The organism is Sphingobium sp. JAI105, assembly GCF_015752145.1.
In the GTDB taxonomy this organism is placed as follows: domain Bacteria; phylum Pseudomonadota; class Alphaproteobacteria; order Sphingomonadales; family Sphingomonadaceae; genus Sphingobium; species Sphingobium xenophagum.
The window spans coordinates 1,129,972-1,146,621 of record NZ_JADOUC010000002.1 but is presented as its reverse complement, the minus strand read 5'-3'; the positions used below and the strand labels follow the sequence as shown (position 1 = coordinate 1,146,621).

Genomic DNA, 16,650 nt, shown 5'->3' with positions numbered 1-16,650 from the left:
TCCTAGCTGGCGGATCCCACCAGCACCGCGGTCGAACAATGATACTCCATGCTGGTCGTACCGAAGCACCAGATCACGTCATTGTTGAGTTGCGGCACATAGAGTTGGGTTTCGCGGTCGGTATTGTCGCAACCGCACTGCCCGCAGGCCGGTTTGCCGCAACAGTCGCGATAGGCGATGAGATAGGCCTTGCCGTCGTCCGGGTTGATGCAGGTGCCGACCCAGGACACGGGCGAAGGCTCGGCCCCCGGCGGGCAACTGTGGATGCCGCCGCCGCAGCATGTGCACAGCGCTCCGTCGATGGCGCAATAGCGCCAATAGTCGCACTTGGTGTCGTCTTTCGTCTGGGCGTTGCGCGCGAAACCGGTCTTGCCTTCCGGTGACCGGTCTGGCTTGGCTGCTTCGGCGCGGCTGACCGGCAACAGAGGAAAGGCGGGAGCCGCCACCAACGTCGCCCCCAGTCGCGACAACATGGAACGGCGCGACGTGCCGCCCGCCAGCTTGCGCAACAGGCGTTCCCCCATGGCGTCGGCGTCAAATTTCTTCATCTCACTGACCCCCTATATGCCGCTCAGGCAGCCTGCGCCTCTAACGATCCGATATAATCCTGCACGGTCTTGATCCCCATCTCATGGGCCACGATCAGACTTTCGAGATGTTCGCGGCTGTTGACCAGTCCCTTGGACAGGATCGTCCCCTCCGCGTCGATCAACACCGCATAGGGCAACTTCGCGACGCCGAAGGCCTGACCCACTTCAGGGCCATTCACGAATGGATAAGCTTCCAGCCCGTGCTGCGCGATCATCGCGCGCTGGGTCGCGGCATCATCGTCACCGACGAAACTGAGCGCAACACGCTCGTCGCGGGCAAAGGATTTCGCCATCGGAATGATCGATTTGCACAGCGGGCATTGCGCCGACACGAACATCAGCAGGCGCAGCGGTATGTCATGGGCGTGCCCGCCAATCGTTACCGGGCCGCCGTCCAGCAAGCGCGCATCGACCTTGACCGTGGCGTCGCCCACCGCCGGGCCACCGCTGGTCGTCAATGCACCGGCAGGCGCAACGCGAATGTGCAGCACGCCGACCTGACGCGCGATCGCGAGCAGCGCCACGCCAAAGCCAAGGATCATGATCCACGACAATATTTGCGAGACAATGAGCGATGTCATCATGATTGCTTATCTCCGGTGGGCGGCGGGCAACGCGATCAGCGCGCCGATGGAATTGCAGAGTAGATAGGCCAGATAGAGTGCGACACCGCCGACCATGGCAGTGGCGATGTCCATCGCGCCGAGCGTTGGCGCGCCCCATAGGCGCGGAACAAGCAATGTCGCCAGTATGGCGTTGCGTGCGACCAGCGACCAGCCTATCGGATGGCGCAGTTGCGATCGGCCACAGCCGCAATCGATATGGGTTCGGCCACGCCGGATATTGATCGCCATCGCCGCCCCGAACAGCATCAGCAGCAGGATTGCCAGCAGCACCGGCAGCGGCGATCCACCCGCGATCAGCGCAGCGCCGATCAATATTTCGGCGATCGGCAGGATTGTCGCGGCGGGTGCCACCAGGCCGTTGGGGAGTAGGCGGTAATTGGCGATCACGCCGGGCAACAGGATGCGGTGGCGCAGCTTTTCAAAGCCCGCGATCAGCAGGACGAGTCCAACGCCTACCGATGCGGCCAGTCCCATGATTGCCAGCCCCAGCGCCATGGTCAGGACGGGTCCGCAACCGTGATGGTGCTGCCCCCGGCTCTTTCTATCTTGTGCTTTTCTTCACCCGTCGCGACGTCGACGACAATGGCGTTGCCGCCTTCACCGTTCATGAACAGCATCGGCTTGTCGGTCTGCGACACCTCGATATTGTTCATCGGTTCCTTGAGCGTGCGCCGCTTGACGACCTTTTGCGTGGGCAGATCGACCTCCCACACTTCGGTGCCGGACGCCTTGTGCGACCAATATTCGCCCATATGCATCAGCACGAACAAATGGCCGGACGGTCGATGCAGCGCCATGGGCTGGCGACCGCCCGGATACCAGTTCAGCTCCAGCGGCTTGGTTTCGCCCGGACGGATGCCAGCGGCCGCCTGGATCGAGAAGGGCGCAGAAATGGTCGGCGTCGGACCCAGCTTGGCCTGATAAATCTGGCCGGTATAGGTCAGGAAGGTCGTTTCCTTCTTATGCTTGTCATAGGTGAAATTGTCGAAGATCGGGTCGTCGGTCGCGGAAAAGAAGGGCGCGCTATGGGTGATGTTCGCCTTGGTCCCCTTGATCGCAACCGTTGCCAGCGATCCGTCCGAGCAAAGGGCGGAAAAGCCAACCCCCGGATTGGGCATCATGCTGGCGCAACCGGGCAGTTCCACGGCGGTTACGAACTTACGCTTGACCAGATCGACGATATTCACCCCGGACACGGGACTGAAATCATAGACATAGGCGGTCTTGCCATCGTCGCTGACGATGAAATTATTCTTCCGCGCGCCAATCAATATGCGGCCCGGCAGCGGGACTTCGGTGATCAGGTTCAATGTCTGGCTGTCATAGACAGAAACCATGTCCTGCCGCGTGCCGCGATCGCCCTTCGACCAGATGGTTTCGGCGACATAATAATATTTCCCCGCTGGATCGATCGCAAAATCGGCCAGGCGGCGGGTTTCGACCATGCCCTTCATCTTGCCGGTTTCGCCGTCGAAGATGCTGGTGCCCGGCATGTCCCAACCGCCATCCACAAAGAACCAAGTTGGTTTGGGCGGAGTGATACTCAGGACGTCAGACGTTTCCATTTCCAGCGCCGCGCCGGTATCGGCGGGCGCGGCCTGCGTCGGGCCGGCGAGCAGTGCCCATCCCCATGCGGCAGCAGCGAACAATCCCCTGGCGGCGGTCCTCGGCATCTGGCGTGATCCCCCTTGATCGTGCGGACGGCGGGGCTGACTCATCGGGTCTGTACGCCGGCGTCTGCGCAAAGATTGGACAGCTGTCCGGTATTGGTCAAGGGGTTTCGGGGGCGGAACGGAAATATATTTTGCAATGCAGCAATATGGTGCCCATTTGGCCGGTTTGTTCGCTCTAGGCGGCCTCTGTCATCAACCCTTCAAGATCCCGCGATGTCACCGTTTTGGCCAGCTGGATCAACGACGTCGCGGCAAGCGCGGTAAAGGCCGGCATTTTGTGCGCCCATGGTTTGCCATAGCCCAGAAACGGGGTGGATCCTTCCATCGACGCGCTGATGAACAGGGCGACGCTATGCACTTCGTCGGCGCTCAGGTCCGGGTTGAGCTCAGCGACATATTCGCCGATGGCGCGATGCACCCGTTCGTAAAAGGCGCGCACCCGATCGGCGACGAAATCGCTATGATTGGCCAATGCCCATAATTCGGTGAATAAATGGGTGGTGCGCTTGCTCTGTATATCATCCAGGCACAGGATGATGACGCGCCGTAGCCGTTCTTCGACCGTCAGGCCCGGCTTGCGCACCATCTGGTCCATCATCGCGCCATAGGAATCGACCAGTTCGTCCAGCATCACCTGGATCAGCATTTCCTTGCGCGGGAAATGATAGCTGACATTGCCGACCTTCATATCACAGCGCGCGGCGATTCGGCGCAAGGTGAAGGCGTCCGCCCCTTCGTCGATCAATACCGCCAGCGCTGCCTTGAGGATCTGGTCGACCGTTTCGGTCCCGCGTGCGTATATGCCGGGACGGGTGGGTGAGGATGTCATGTCACTATCTGCCTTGGGCCGCTCCTATCATTCAATAGGACCGGTGGCCACCCTTTGCCGCCATTTCGGGCGGAGGCATGATGTCATCTGTCGCGTTTTTGCCCGGCTGGCCTACCCCTTGGCCCTGCATGGTGCGTTGCGATTGGCGGCCCAGCCGATGGCGCTTTCGAGCAGGCTGACATGCTGCGCCTGGCTGTAACTTTCGGGCAAATGGCCAATGGCTGAATAGAAAATACGGCCTTTGCCGATGCAGTTTGTCCAGGCCAGCGGGTGATCGCCCATCCGCAAGCCATCCGCCAGCTCATAGCTGCTCTCATCCAGGGTCAGCAGCACATCGGCGCCAGCCGTGCGCGGGTTGGTACGGAATGAATACCATTCGTCGGTCATCCGCCATTCGGCGGGCAGCGCGCTTGCCAGAGGATGCGCCTTGTTCACCGCAATGCGCGCCTCCTGAAATTGTGGATGGGATGGATGCCCCTTGAACCGCGCGCCGATCAGCCTGTCCGCATACCAGTCCCAGAAATACACCGGGTCGCCCGCCGTGCCATGCATGCCCACAAAACCGCCACCGCGCGCTAGATAGGCCTGAAGCGCCTTGCGCTGCGACAATGTCAGCACGTCGCCGCTGACATTGTTCCAGATGACAGCGTCAAATGTGCGCAGCGTGCCGGGATTGAATGCGCCACCCTTGTCGGTGACGACCATCGACCAGCCCATGCGCCTGGCCATGCCCAGCAATGCCTTGCGCGCTGCATCAACCGATGGTCCGTCGCGAAAACCGTTGATCTTTTCAAACAGCAGCAGTCGCGGACGGCCAGCGGGCAGCGCGAATGTGGGCACATCATTGTCGTATCGGGCGCAGCGTGCCGCCTTTTCCGCATCGGTCACCGGCAGCGCCTTAAGCTCAGCCTCAATCGCGGCGACCTTGTCAGGCTTGATCTGGAGCATGCCGACGGCTTCACGAAGCGACAGGATTGCAGAGAAGCTTGGCGGCGTCGTGCCGGTAAAGAAAGGCAGCAATGTATCGATCCGGCCGGGAACGACTTTGTCCATCACGCTCCGTGCCGCAGGGCTACGCAATATGTCGATCAGCGGCGTGGCCGTCGAAAACGGCATATCGCGCAATGGGCAGTCGATCACAGGTTTGGCAATGGCAGGGATTGCCAATATGGAAGCCAGCGCTGCGATACAGCCCAGAAATGCCTGCCTGATCAGCACCGGGCGACGGTCCTTGTCAAATATAGTTTGTTCCTCAGGGACTAGGCCGGGCAAAAACCATGGTCAACCTGAATTATGATAGCGCTATCTATTACTGGTCGGCGGCGATGACCCTGTATAGCCGCAACCGGTTGCTGGCGAGCGCAAGGTCCGTGGCGATTGCGGTCCGCTGAGCGCTGTAGAGCGACCGCTGGTTGACGAGCGTGTTCAGGAATGTGTCGATTCCCGACCGGTATCGCTGTTCGGACAGATCATAGGCGCGCTGGCTGGCGGCGACCAGACGGCGTTGAGCCGCCTGTTGCGCGTCGATCGTGCCGTCGCGCGCCAGCGCGTCGGCGACTTCGCGAAAGGCGGTCTGGATCGCTTTTTCATATTGCGCCAGCGCCAGGTCGCGCTGTGCCTTGCTATAATCCAGATTGCCGCGGGCGGGACCGCCGAATATCGGCATGGTGGCGGACGGGCTGGCCGACCAGGTGAAGGCATCGCCGGTAAAGAGCGAGGAGAGCGCCGAACTGGCAATGCCGATCGCCGAGGTCAGGCTGATTTTCGGAAACATCGCTGCGCGTGCCGCGCCGATATTGGCATTGGCGGCCTTGAGCTGATGCTCGGCCTGCAAGATGTCGGGCCGCTGGAGCAGCATGTCGGACGACAGACCAGCGGGCACTCTTGCGATCCCCGCGATCAAGCCATCAAGCGAGGTTGGCAGCAACGCACCCTCGATCGGGGCACCGACCAGCAGGTCCAGCGCATTGCGGTCCTGCGCTACCTGCGTCACATTGACGGCGACGTCCGACGCGGCCTGTTCCACTATGGTTTGCGCCTGAAAGACATCCAGCTTGCCGCTCAGCCCCGCGCCGTTGAGCGACTGGGTCAGCTTCAGGCTGCGCTCTGCATTGGCGAGCGTTTGGCGGGACAGGTCCAGCAATTCCCGATCCGCAGCGAGCGTTGCATAGGCCGTGGCGGTTTCCGCGATCAGGGCGATGCGCGTGGCGCGGGCGCCCTCCTGCGTGGCCAGATAATTTTCCTGCGCCGCTTCGCTCAAGCTGCGGACCCGACCGAACAGGTCGATTTCGAAGGCGCTGATGCCGATGTCGGCGCTATAGCTGTCATTTTGCCGGGTGACGTTCGCCCTCGCATCACCCGTCAGCGTCGGCAGTTGGGCAGCGCGCTGTACCCGATATTGGGCGCGCGCCGACATTATGTTGGCCAGCGCCGCACGCAGGTCGCGATTATTGGCGAGCGCCCGTTCGATCACGGTGCGCAGCGCCGGATCGCTGACGACTTGCCCCCAGGCCAGTCCTGGCTGCACGCCAACCTGTGCAGGCGCATAGGCTTCACCCGTCGGGAGCATCGCCGGGATCGGCGGGGCAGGGCGCTCATAGGCCGGAGCCATGGTACAAGCTGCCAGCATCAACCCAGCGACCAAAGGAAGGGCGGTACGGTTCATGCGGGCACTCCGGCAGCGGGCGGTGCCGGCTCAGGTTTGATCGGCCAGTCATTGCCAAACAGCCGGGCGATAGTGACGAAGAAGAGCGGCACGTAGAAGATCGCCAACACCGTCGCCGTCACCATGCCGCCCACCACTGCCGTGCCGATCGCGATACGGCTCTGCGCGCCCGCGCCTGTGGCGACGGCGAGCGGGACGACCCCTGCGATGAAGGCAAGACTGGTCATCAGAATTGGCCGGAACCGCAGCCGCGCCGCCTCCAGCGCCGACGACAGGGCGTCCTTGCCCTGCCGATGCGCCAGTTCGGCAAATTCGACGATCAGGATCGCATTCTTCGCCGCCAGCCCCATGGTGGTCAGCAGCCCGACCTGAAAATAGATATTATTCTCCAGTCCGCGCGCCCACACCGCAACCACTGCGCCTATCAGACCCAGGGGAATGACCAGCAGTACGGCAAAGGGGATCGACCAGCTTTCATACAGCGCGGCCAGGCACAGAAAGACGATGAGCACGGAAAGCGCATAAAGCAATGGTGCTTGCCCGCCCGACAATTGCTCCTGGTAGGACAGGCCGCTCCAGGCATAGCTGGTGCCAGCGGGCAGTTGCTTCTGCAATTCGACGATCCGGTCCATCGCTTCGCCCGAACTGGCGCCGGGGCCAGCCTGTCCCTGAATTTCATAGGCGGACTGCCCGTTGAAACGCGCAACGGTGGTCGGTCCCATCGTCCAATGGCTGGTCGCGAAGGCGGAGAAGGGAACCATCTCGCCGGTGGCGTTCGACCGCACCATCCATTTGTCGAGATCGCTCGGCAGCGCGCGATAGGGCGCATCGGCCTGCATATAAACGCGCTTCACCCTGCCGCGATCAACGAAATCATTGACGTAGCGGCTGCCCCAGGCGGATGTCAGCACATTGTCGACATCGCTTTGGGTCAGCCCCAGAACGGCCAGTTTTTCGGAATCGATATCGACCTTGAGCTGTGGCGTATCCTCCAGCGTGGCGGCGCGCACGCCTGCAAGCTGCGGGTCCTTCTGCGCAGCGGCCAGCAACTGATCGCGCAACTCCAGAAAGCGCGCGCGCGACAGCCCGCCGCTATTGAGCAATTCAAAGGTGAAGCCGTTGGACTGGCCAAGGCCGCGAATGGCAGGCGGCGTCATCGCCAACACCCGCGCATCGCGGATGGCGGCAAGCCGCTTGTTGGCCCGCCCGACAATTGCATTGGCGCTGCTTATGGCGCCCGGCCGATCGCCCCATGGCGCCAGATTGATGAAGCCCTGCGCGGTATTTTCGCCCTGGCCCGCAAAGCTGAAGCCGGTCATGACGAAGGCGAAGGAGATATTGTCCTTCTCGTCACTCAGGAAATAATTCTGCATCTGTTCCACCGCGCGAGCGGTGCGACTGGATTTCGCACCGGCGGGCAGGGTCATTTGCACCATTACCTGCCCCTGATCCTCGACCGGCAGAAAACTGGTGGGGAGCCGCACGAACAGCAGGACTAGGATGGCCAGGATGACCACATAACCACCCCAGAACAGCGTCCGCTTGCCCAGCATGCGCGTCGTACGGCGAACATAGCCATCGGTGAGTCGATCAAACCAGCGATTGAACTTGCCCGACCAGCCCTGTGTCCGCCGTTCCTCTGCAATGGGTTTCAGGATCGTGGCGCACAAGGCCGGGGACAGGATCAGCGCCACCAGCACCGACAGCAGCATGGACGACACGATCGTGATCGAAAACTGGCGATAGATTACGCCCGTCGATCCGCCGAAAAAGGCCATGGGCAACAATACGGCCGACAGGACGAGCGCAATGCCCACCAGCGCGCTGCCAATCTCCTCCATCGACTTGATCGTCGCCTCGCGCGCCGACAGCCCTTCCTCCTCCATGATGCGCTCGACATTTTCGACAACGACGATCGCGTCGTCGACCAGCAACCCGATCGACAGCACCATGCCGAACAGGGTCAGCGTGTTGATCGAATAGCCAAATAGCGCCAGCACGCCGAATGTGCCGAGCAGCACGACAGGAACCGCAATGGTCGGGATCAGCGTCGCGCGCCAGCTTTGCAGGAACAGGAACATCACGACGACGACCAGCAGCACCGCCTCGATCAATGTCTTGACGACTTCCTCGACCGACAGTTTGATGAAGGGCGTCGTGTCGCGCGGGAATACGATCCTGTAGCCGTCGGGCAGGTTGGTCGACAGCGTCGCCACCCGCGCCTTGACCAGTTCCGCTGTCTTGAGCGCATCGGCTCCCGGCGCCAGCTGCAACGCCATGCCCGACGCTGGATGACCGTTCAGTTGGGCCGCAGTAGTATAGCTTTCATTGCCCAGTTCGACCCGCGCGACGTCGGACAGATGGACGATGGACCCGTCGCTCTGCGTCTTGACGATGATGTTGCGGAACTGCTCAGGCGTCTGCAGCCGCGCCCGCGCCGTGACAGTCGCGTTGAGCTGTTGCCCGGCAGGGGCGGGATCAGCGCCGATCTGCCCGGCGGACACTTCGACATTCTGCGCGGCGATCGCGCTCTGCACGTCGGACGGCATCAGCTTGACGGCGGCCAGCTTGTAGGGGTCGAGCCAGATCCGCATCGCATATTGCGATCCGAATATCTGGGACGATCCCACGCCGTCGATCCGCGCGATCGAATCCTGGAAATGATTGACCAGATAGTCGGAAATGTCGGACTGCGAAGCCCGGTTGGTCTCATCATAAAGGCCGACCAGCATCAGGAAGTCGGTCTGCGACTTCGTGACGGTCAATCCCTGCTGCTGCACGGCATTGGGCAAGCGACTGAGCGCTTGCTGCACCTTGTTCTGCACCTGCACCTGCGCCGTGTCCGGGTTGGTGCCCTTCACGAACGTCACCGTGATCGACGAACGCCCGGTCGAGGAGGATGAGGAGGAAAAATACATCAGCCCGTCGATGCCGGTCAGTTGCTGTTCAATGACCTGGGTGACGCTGGTTTCAACGGTTTCGGCGGACGCGCCGGGATAGGTCGCGTTGACGCCGACCGATGGGGGCGCAATGTCGGGATATTGGGCGATCGGCAGCGACAGCATGGCCCCGATGCCCGCGATCATCACGCCGATGGCTATGACCCAGGCGAAGATCGGCCGTTCGATGAAAAAGCGACTGAGCAAGACCGGGCTCCTACTTCTTGGTCGCGATGGTCACGGGCTTCACCTTGTCATCGGGTTTCACCTTGTCGGTGCCCTCCACGATCAGCCGGTCGCCGGCCTTCAGCCCGTTAGTGATCAGCCAAGCGTCGCCAATCGCCTGTCCCGCCATGACCGTCCGCCGTTCGACCTTATTGTCCTTCGTCACCACCAGCGCCGTCGCATTGCCCTTGGGGTCGCGGCTGATCCCCTGTTGCGGGGCCAGAATGGCGTTGGGCACGACGGCCTGCGGCGCGACGACGCGCACGAACATGCCGGGCAGCAACAGCCCGTCGGGATTGGGAAAACGCGCACGCAGCGTCACGGTGCCGCTGTTGACGTCCACGATCGGTTCGGCAAATTCGATCTGCCCGGCCTGCGGATAGTCGCTGCCATCGTCCAGTTTCAGCCGGATCGTCGCGCTGGCTGGCAGCGTCCTGCCCGCCGCCAGCGACCGCCGCAACTGCAACAGTTGGGCGCTCGACTGGGTGATGTCGACATAGATGGGGTCAAGCTGCTGGATCGTGGTCAACGGGTCCGCCTGGCTGGCCGTGACCAGCGCCCCCTGCGTGAACAATGTTCGGCCAATCCGGCCGCTGATCGGCGCGCGGACGAGCGTGAATTGCAAATTGACGTTGCTGGTCGCTAGGGAGGCGCGTGCCTGCTGAACGGCGGCGGCCGCCTGCCTCGCGGTTGCGTTGACGTCGTCGCGCTCCTGCGCGCTGACGGCTTCATTGTCCGACAGGGTTGCATAGCGCCGTGCCTTCGCCTGCGCCGCAGCAGCGCTCGCCTGCGCGCTCGCCAGCGCGGCAATCGCCTCGTCGCGGGACGCCCGGTACAGCCGCTGGTCGATCTCATAGAGGGGCTGTCCCGCGCTTACCAGCGATCCTTCGGTAAACAGCCGCTTCTGGATGACGCCGGCTACCTGCGGACGGACCTGCGACATCATGGTCGATACGGTGCGGCCGGGCAATTCGCTCGCCACCGTCACATCGCGGGTCGTCAGCGTCACCACGCCCACTTCGATCGGTCCCTTTTGCGGCGGCGGCTTGTCGCCACAGGCGGTCATGGCCAGGCAAAGCGCCAGCAAGGAGAGGGATCGTACAGGCAATGGCGCAAACATAGGCGGCTGGGTTTCCTTCTTGACCAGGCGGAGCCTTGCGATGCGCTTGTCGCGCCGCTTTTGCCTTCCGGGCGCGCAGGGGGAGGGGGGAGCGCGCTGACGGCCGGATCGAGGGTGCTGATTGCCCGTCCCGCTGGACGGACAGGCATCGCAAGGACTCCGCATGGTGTCGGCGAGGGGGCAGCCGACCCTCGTGTCTTGGCTATTTTACCAGCACCGGCATAGCCAAATTTGGCATCCGTCTGTCCCAGTGTGCGGCGCAGCGTATCGCTTTGTATCACCCTGTATCATCGACGACCGCCGGGCAGACTTTCGCCCCGCAACGCGCTAGGGAAGGGGGATGCCCGACACTGCCTCCACTCGTGCCGCAACCATATTGGTCGTCGACGATGACGCGGACATCAGGGAATTGATCGTCGGGCAACTGGCCCAGGAAAATTACCGGCTGCTGTCCGCTGCCAATCTGGGCGAATTGCGGCAGACATTGCGCGATCATGCGGTCGACCTCATCGTCCTCGACCTCAACCTGCCCGACGGCGATGGTCTGTCGCTGTGCCGCGAATTGCGCGGGGAGGGATCGGATGTGCAGATCATCATGGTGACCGCACGGGGCAGTGCGATCGACCGTGTGCTGGGGCTGGAACTGGGCGCTGACGATTATCTGACCAAACCGTTCGAACCGCGCGAACTGCTGGTACGCATCCGCAATCTGTTGCGCCGGGGCCGTGGCGACAATGGCGCGCAGGGCAGGGCAGGTTCGGCGCGTTACGCCCATTTCGGCCCGTGGCGGCTTGACCTAGTCCAGCGACGGCTGATTGCGCCGGATGATCGACTGGTCATGCTGTCATCGGCGGAATATCGACTGCTGTGCAACTTTATAGAGCAGCCCAATATCGTGCTGGGACGGGAAGCCTTGCTGCCCGAACGGCGCGCCACCGCCGCGTTCGACCGCTCCATCGATCTCCAGATCAGCCGCTTGCGACAGAAGCTGAGCAGTGTTGCAGGCGGCAGCGAACTGATCCTGACAGTGCGGGGCGAGGGCTATGTGCTGGCCAGCGCGGTGGATTATTCATGATAGCGCGGCTGGGCGGCCGGGTTCGCAGCTTTTTCCGGTCCATGGCCGGGCAGATTTTCGTCATCCTGACGCTGGGCATGACGGTCGCGGCGATCATTGCGCTGTTGGTGGCGGAACAAATCCGCCGCCATGATTTTGAGCGGGTGCGGCGGCAGCGCGTGGTGGCCAGCGCCGTGGACATTGCCAACCGTTTGCAGCGGGATGCTGCGCGGACCGAGGCGATGATGGCCGACCACAGCATAGGAGGCGCAGCGCCAGCACCGCCCGGAGTCGCGCTTGCCGAACCGGATACAGCGCTGCAAGAGGCGCTTGTCGAACGTCTTGGTCCGCGATCGCAGCCAGAAGCCGGGCAGGTGCCGACTGGCCTCTGCTTTGTCAGCTACACAAATCGCTGGGAACGGGCAGCTGGCCTGATCGATGCGCCGCGGCCAGACTGCTGGATCGTTCGTTTTACCGACCATGCCGGGCAGCGGCGCGAAATGGCGCTCAGCTTTCCGCGCCTTGCCAAGCCGCCCAGCACCATATTCAATCCGCTCTATTTGCTGGTAATCGTCGCCGCGTCAGCCGGTCTTGCGATATTCGTCGCCCGCTTCGTATCCAAACCGTTGCGTCGACTGGAACAGGCAGCGGAGGCTTTTTCGGTATCGCTCGACCCGGAGGAAATTCCAGAACGCGGACCTGAGGAGGTCCGCGCCGCGCTTTCCACCTTCAACCTCATGCAGCGGCGCGCCAGAGCGGGCTTTGCCGAACGGACGCAACTGCTGGCCGCTATCAGCCACGACATACAGACGCCGCTCACCCGGCTGCGTTTGCGGCTGGAACTGGTCGAAAATGCGGAATTGCGCGCCCGGCTGCTGGCTGATCATGAAGCCATGCAGCAACTGGTGCGGGAGGGGCTGGACCTGGCCAGCAGCACGGAAGCGAGGGAAGAGTGGTCGGTCCTCGACATCGACTCACTGCTTGCCAGCATGGCCGAGGATGCGGAAGAACTGGGCGCGCCGGTGCGGTTCCTGACCGGCTGCGGCGGTACCGTCCGCGTCAAGCCCAACGCGCTGATCCGCTGCATCGCCAATCTGGTCGACAATGCGGTACGCTATGGCGGCAGCGCCGACATCAGCTGCGCGCGGGCAGGGGGCCGTGTCCTGATTCATATCCGCGACCGGGGACCGGGCATTCCCGCCGACCGGCTCGACCAGATGTTCGAACCTTTTACGCGCGGTGCAACCGGTCAGCCCGGCGGACGCACCGGCACCGGCATCGGCCTCACCATCGCCCGATCGCTGGCCATGAGCTTCGAAGCGTCGGTACGGTTGCGCAATGCCGATGATGGCGGGTTGATCGCCACCATCGACATGAAGGCATGACGCCTATTTTGTTTCGGCTTTAAGATAGGCGATCAGATTGGCGCGGTCATCTGCCTTGGGCACGCCGGCAAAGGCCATGCGGTTACCCGGCACAAGGGCGCTGGGCTTGGTCAGGAACGTATCGAGTGCCTTGGCGTCCCAGCGGATCTTTGCCTGCTGCATGGCGGACGAATAGGTAAAGCCCGGCATGGTCCCGGACGTCCGGCCAAACAGACCTGCCAGATTTGGTCCCATCTTCTTGGGTCCCGGCTTGACATCATGGCATAGTGCGCAGCGCGCGAACACAATCTTGCCCTTGGCTGCATCGCCGGCCTGGGCCAGCGCGGGCGTGGCAGCCATCGCGACCACAGCGATTGTCAGTCCAGTCAAACTCCGTGCCATTCTCATGCTTCCGCTCATCCCTTCGCTATGCCTCATTACCGTGCACTGTCGTTGCTATGGCAATCCGAATGTGAACGGTGATTGAAGCAATTTCCACCACAGCAAAACCGACCGCCGACGAACGGATGTATCATGGAGCCCACACAGGGCAACCAGCCTTTGGTATGATTGGTCGATCGGTACGGCCTCGACCAGATCAGGCGGTTTCGATTTGAAGCGCGACACCGGAGGTAATGCGTAGCATTTCATCCGGGGTGGGGCGAGCCCCACCCCGGATGGCAAAATTTATCCGGCCTTGAGCAGGGTGATCTGCTCTCCCAGGACTTCGTGCGGAGTGCGGTAGCCAAGGCACTTGCGGGGTGTGGTGTTGAGGCGATCGGCAACGGCCTGGATCTCTTTGTCCGACAGGAGCGCAATGTCGGTATCGGAGGGCAGGAAACGCCGTATTCGGCCATTGCAATTTTCCACGCCGCCTTTCTGCCAAGGTGCTGACGGCAGGCAGAAATAGCTGGTGATGCCGAGCCTGTTTCGCAGTGTCGCAAAGGCGGCAAATTCCGTGCCGCGATCGAAGGTGATGCTGCGCCGGAGGGGAGGAGGCATGCCGCGCAAATGCCGATCGATGCCAGCCATGACGCCGGCCGAATGCCGGGTCGGATTACGCGCGAGGAAAGTGAACCGGCTGCAGCGTTCGACCAGCGAGGTGAGGTTGGTTTTGCCATACTCTCTCCTGAAGATCAGGAGATCGCCTTCCCAATGGCCAAAGCTGCTGCGATCCGCGATTTCCTGCGGCCGTGCGCCGATCGTATTGGCCACAGGGATATGGAGACCGCGGGGCTTTCGACCATAACGTTGCCGGCGCGAACGGCGGGCAACAGGCAGGCGGCGCCACAGCTTCTGGTGCCGTCCATCAGGGCCATAGACATACTGGTAAATGGTTTCGTGGCACACCGCCTCGCGAACACCCCGATGGCGCCGTAGGTAACCTGCAATCTGCTCTGGCGACCAGGCTGCCGACAAGCGGTCCGCGATATAGGCGGCGAGTTCCGGCTGGCGGGCGATCTTCCCGCCACGGACACGACGCCCACGCGCCATGGTCTGCGCGACCGTTGGAAAATAGCCGCGAAACAGCGGATGCTCATCCAGATGCCGGTTACGCTTGAGTTCGCGATAGATCGTCGAAGGATGACGCCGCAGCGCGTCCGCGACTTGGCGCACAGAACGTCCGGTTGCCACCAATCGATAGATATCGCGCCGCTCGTCCAAACCCAGATGCTGATAGCCGTTCATCATGTGCCTTCCTGAAAAAGGGATCAGACCCCTATAAATCCTAGGATTTCGCACTTCGAAATAGAATCCACTTCTCTACATTCCATAAGTTCGATAACAAGGATTATGTTAAATCACATATCATCCACGCGTATGTTCGGCTCAGTGTCGGAATAGCCGATTATCGCTCCCCACAGGTCGGTCAGGCCGCCCGGTCGTTTCGCCCATCCATATCCGAACACCGCCCATAGCATGCTGTTTTCATGTCGCGGACGCCAGACTGCGTCTCGCCATTCGCCGGTAAAGGCTCAGCCGTGACACTTTACCGGGTGGCAAAGTGTCAAGAGCGACAAAGTGCGACTCGTTGGAAATAAGGGATTCACAAGGCAATCGGACTATGCTTGATTCACCTTATGTTTCATGCGCCCGTCCCATCCCGCATTCCCGTCGGCAGTGATTTGTCCCTGCTGCTCGACCAATTGTCACATTGCTGCTCCCGTCCCCGCTATGCCTTCATGCTGCTGACCCTGATCGCGGACGTCGCCAGGCCTGACGGCAGCGCTGGCCCGATGGTACGGACGGGCTAGGCGCTTGTGCCGCTGCGCGACTGGTTGTGCGACGCGCTGACCCCGATGGGGCATCGCGATCCCCGGCGCATGGCGCTGGTCGAACGCGTGCGAGAGGAGTTGCGCAAGGACGATCGATTGACCGGGGACATCGCGGTTGATGAAGCGCTGGTGCAGGATGAAGTGCGCACGCGCGTCCGCGCGTCAGGCAAGACGAACCTGAGCCGCGCGGCGTCTGAACTGGTCAAGGCCGGATTGCTCAAGCGCCACTATCAGGGCTATCGCGTCGACCATCTCAATCGCGGGGCGCAGCGGCAGGCCGTCTACACGCTGACGGGGCGAGCGCGGGTGCTGGTCGGTACCCCTCGCCAGACCGCGAAACCGCCCGCGCGCCCGCGACAGGGCGATCTGTTTGCCGTTTAGCCTAAGCCCGTTCGCGCGCGGCCTTTCTGGCCTTGGCATAGCTTTCCCGCCGCATCTGTTCGAACCCGACGCGCTGGTCGTGGCCGGCATCTGCCGGATAGGGACGGAAATCGGCCAGAATTTCGTCGAACACCATCCGCAATTCATCCTGAAATTCCGGATGCGGGAAGATGTGAAAGCGGTTCTCCTGCATCGCCTCCAATGTGCGCGCGGCGATCACGTCCGGCTCCATGCCGAATTCGTGGATCTGGGCCAACCGGGCTACGGCATTGCTGTCGACGGGCTTGGCGTTTTCGCTCAATGTCGCTGGACGAACTTCGTCGCTGGCATAGATGTGGCTTTTCACCAGGCCAGGGCAAAGCAAGGATACGCCAATATCGTGCGGGGCGAGGCTGTAGCGGAGCGATTCGCTCATCCCCCGCACCGCGAATTTCGTCGTGTTATAGATGCCTGGAGCACCGCCGCACAGGAAACTCGCCATAGAGGCCGTGTTGACGACATAACCGCCCAGCCCCGCCGCTTTCATCCGCGGGACGAAGGTCATGACACCGTTAATGACGCCGTGAAGATTGACGCCCATCACCCAGTCCCAATCATCAAAACTGGACTCGTCGATCGTCTGGAACAGGTTGATCCCGGCATTGTTGAACAACAGGCTGATCGGACCGAGCGCCCGCTCCGCCTCATCCGCCGCGTCGGCAAAACCGCTGCGCGATGCGACGTCGAGCGGAATGCCGATGACATGCTGATTATCCAGCGTCTTGAGCGCGGTATGGATGGCATCCTCGCGAATATCGGCGATCGCGACCTTGGCCCCACGCGCCAACAATGCGCGGGCCAGTCCCAGCCCGATGCCGTTGCCCCCCCCGGTTACAAAGGCGGTTCGCCCTTCAAAGTTCAGCATCGCT

14 protein-coding genes and 1 pseudogene are annotated in these 16,650 nt (G+C 62.1%); 3 read left to right on the top strand and 12 right to left on the bottom strand.

Translation table 11 applies throughout. The annotated features are described in order from the left end of the window. Positions 1–2: 2 nt before the first annotated feature. The 9 genes from IWY39_RS22640 to IWY39_RS22600 form a co-directional block, all read right to left on the bottom strand. Positions 3–548, bottom strand: coding sequence for a methylamine dehydrogenase light chain (locus tag IWY39_RS22640; protein ID WP_107124806.1), 546 nt, complete (start codon positions 546–548; stop codon positions 3–5). A gap of 23 nt (positions 549–571) precedes the next feature. After that, positions 572–1,174 carry a methylamine utilization protein MauD gene (locus IWY39_RS22635; protein ID WP_107124807.1) on the bottom strand — a complete coding sequence of 201 codons (603 nt, stop codon included), beginning with the start codon at positions 1,172–1,174 and terminating at the stop codon, positions 572–574. 6 nt (positions 1,175–1,180) lie between these two features. Then, positions 1,181–1,711: a MauE/DoxX family redox-associated membrane protein gene (locus IWY39_RS22630; protein ID WP_107124808.1), complete on the bottom strand. Its 531-nt coding sequence runs from the start codon at positions 1,709–1,711 to the stop codon at positions 1,181–1,183. Positions 1,712–1,713: 2 nt separating this feature from the next. Then, on the bottom strand, positions 1,714–2,889 hold the full coding sequence (locus IWY39_RS22625; protein ID WP_181316731.1) for an amine dehydrogenase large subunit: 1,176 nt from the start codon (positions 2,887–2,889) through the stop codon (positions 1,714–1,716). 175 nt (positions 2,890–3,064) lie between these two features. Then, positions 3,065–3,718 (bottom strand): TetR/AcrR family transcriptional regulator, encoded by a 654-nt coding sequence (locus IWY39_RS22620; RefSeq protein ID WP_107124810.1) that lies wholly within the window; start codon positions 3,716–3,718, stop codon positions 3,065–3,067. Between the two features lie 111 nt (positions 3,719–3,829). Continuing rightward, positions 3,830–4,834, bottom strand: coding sequence for a ThuA domain-containing protein (locus tag IWY39_RS22615; protein ID WP_231377813.1), 1,005 nt, complete (start codon positions 4,832–4,834; stop codon positions 3,830–3,832). Between the two features lie 193 nt (positions 4,835–5,027). Next, the gene (locus IWY39_RS22610; protein ID WP_107124812.1) at positions 5,028–6,383 is read right to left on the bottom strand and encodes an efflux transporter outer membrane subunit; all 1,356 of its coding nucleotides are present in this window, start codon (positions 6,381–6,383) and stop codon (positions 5,028–5,030) included. Beyond that, the gene (locus IWY39_RS22605; protein ID WP_107124813.1) at positions 6,380–9,529 is read right to left on the bottom strand and encodes an efflux RND transporter permease subunit; all 3,150 of its coding nucleotides are present in this window, start codon (positions 9,527–9,529) and stop codon (positions 6,380–6,382) included. Before IWY39_RS22605 ends, IWY39_RS22610 begins: the two co-directional genes overlap by 4 nt. 10 nt (positions 9,530–9,539) lie before the next feature. Then, on the bottom strand, positions 9,540–10,667 hold the full coding sequence (locus IWY39_RS22600; RefSeq protein ID WP_181316733.1) for an efflux RND transporter periplasmic adaptor subunit: 1,128 nt from the start codon (positions 10,665–10,667) through the stop codon (positions 9,540–9,542). Between the two features lie 340 nt (positions 10,668–11,007). Between IWY39_RS22600 and IWY39_RS22595 the strand changes: the two genes are divergently transcribed. Further along, the gene (locus IWY39_RS22595; RefSeq protein WP_107124814.1) at positions 11,008–11,742 is read left to right on the top strand and encodes a response regulator transcription factor; all 735 of its coding nucleotides are present in this window, start codon (positions 11,008–11,010) and stop codon (positions 11,740–11,742) included. Next, positions 11,739–13,106 (top strand): ATP-binding protein, encoded by a 1,368-nt coding sequence (locus tag IWY39_RS22590; protein ID WP_107124815.1) that lies wholly within the window; start codon positions 11,739–11,741, stop codon positions 13,104–13,106. The genes IWY39_RS22595 and IWY39_RS22590 overlap by 4 nt, the downstream gene beginning before the upstream one ends. Before the next feature lie 3 nt (positions 13,107–13,109). On the opposite strand, the gene IWY39_RS22585 is transcribed toward IWY39_RS22590, so the two are convergent. Together IWY39_RS22585 and IWY39_RS22580 are read right to left on the bottom strand one after the other, a co-directional pair. Continuing rightward, positions 13,110–13,493: a c-type cytochrome gene (locus IWY39_RS22585; protein WP_107124899.1), complete on the bottom strand. Its 384-nt coding sequence runs from the start codon at positions 13,491–13,493 to the stop codon at positions 13,110–13,112. A gap of 279 nt (positions 13,494–13,772) precedes the next feature. Then, positions 13,773–14,774 carry an IS30 family transposase gene (locus IWY39_RS22580; RefSeq protein WP_107124693.1) on the bottom strand — a complete coding sequence of 334 codons (1,002 nt, stop codon included), beginning with the start codon at positions 14,772–14,774 and terminating at the stop codon, positions 13,773–13,775. 392 nt (positions 14,775–15,166) lie between these two features. On the opposite strand from IWY39_RS22580, the pseudogene IWY39_RS22575 reads away from it, so the two are divergent. Then, positions 15,167–15,742 (top strand): annotated as a pseudogene (locus IWY39_RS22575) (hypothetical protein). Between the two features lies 1 nt (position 15,743). Here the strand turns inward: IWY39_RS22575 and IWY39_RS22570 are convergent. Next, positions 15,744–16,646, bottom strand: a complete 903-nt coding sequence (locus IWY39_RS22570; RefSeq protein ID WP_107124604.1) for an SDR family NAD(P)-dependent oxidoreductase — start codon at positions 16,644–16,646, stop codon at positions 15,744–15,746. Positions 16,647–16,650: the final 4 nt, after the last annotated feature.

Bases quoted from the DNA above. Each gene is read 5' to 3' on its own strand.
- IWY39_RS22580 (WP_107124693.1), bottom strand. From the start codon at position 14,774: ATGAACGGCTATCAGCATCTGGGTTTGGACGAGCGGCGCGATATCTAT.
- IWY39_RS22600 (WP_181316733.1), bottom strand. From the start codon at position 10,667: ATGTTTGCGCCATTGCCTGTACGATCCCTCTCCTTGCTGGCGCTTTGC.
- IWY39_RS22630 (WP_107124808.1), bottom strand. From the start codon at position 1,711: ATGGCGCTGGGGCTGGCAATCATGGGACTGGCCGCATCGGTAGGCGTT.
- IWY39_RS22640 (WP_107124806.1), bottom strand. From the start codon at position 548: ATGAAGAAATTTGACGCCGACGCCATGGGGGAACGCCTGTTGCGCAAG.
- IWY39_RS22590 (WP_107124815.1), top strand. From the start codon at position 11,739: ATGATAGCGCGGCTGGGCGGCCGGGTTCGCAGCTTTTTCCGGTCCATG.
- IWY39_RS22570 (WP_107124604.1), bottom strand. From the start codon at position 16,646: ATGCTGAACTTTGAAGGGCGAACCGCCTTTGTAACCGGGGGGGGCAAC.
- IWY39_RS22585 (WP_107124899.1), bottom strand. From the start codon at position 13,493: ATGAGAATGGCACGGAGTTTGACTGGACTGACAATCGCTGTGGTCGCG.
- IWY39_RS22635 (WP_107124807.1), bottom strand. From the start codon at position 1,174: ATGATGACATCGCTCATTGTCTCGCAAATATTGTCGTGGATCATGATC.
- IWY39_RS22610 (WP_107124812.1), bottom strand. From the start codon at position 6,383: ATGAACCGTACCGCCCTTCCTTTGGTCGCTGGGTTGATGCTGGCAGCT.
- IWY39_RS22620 (WP_107124810.1), bottom strand. From the start codon at position 3,718: ATGACATCCTCACCCACCCGTCCCGGCATATACGCACGCGGGACCGAA.
- IWY39_RS22595 (WP_107124814.1), top strand. From the start codon at position 11,008: ATGCCCGACACTGCCTCCACTCGTGCCGCAACCATATTGGTCGTCGAC.
- IWY39_RS22615 (WP_231377813.1), bottom strand. From the start codon at position 4,834: ATGCCGTTTTCGACGGCCACGCCGCTGATCGACATATTGCGTAGCCCT.
- IWY39_RS22625 (WP_181316731.1), bottom strand. From the start codon at position 2,889: ATGCCGAGGACCGCCGCCAGGGGATTGTTCGCTGCTGCCGCATGGGGA.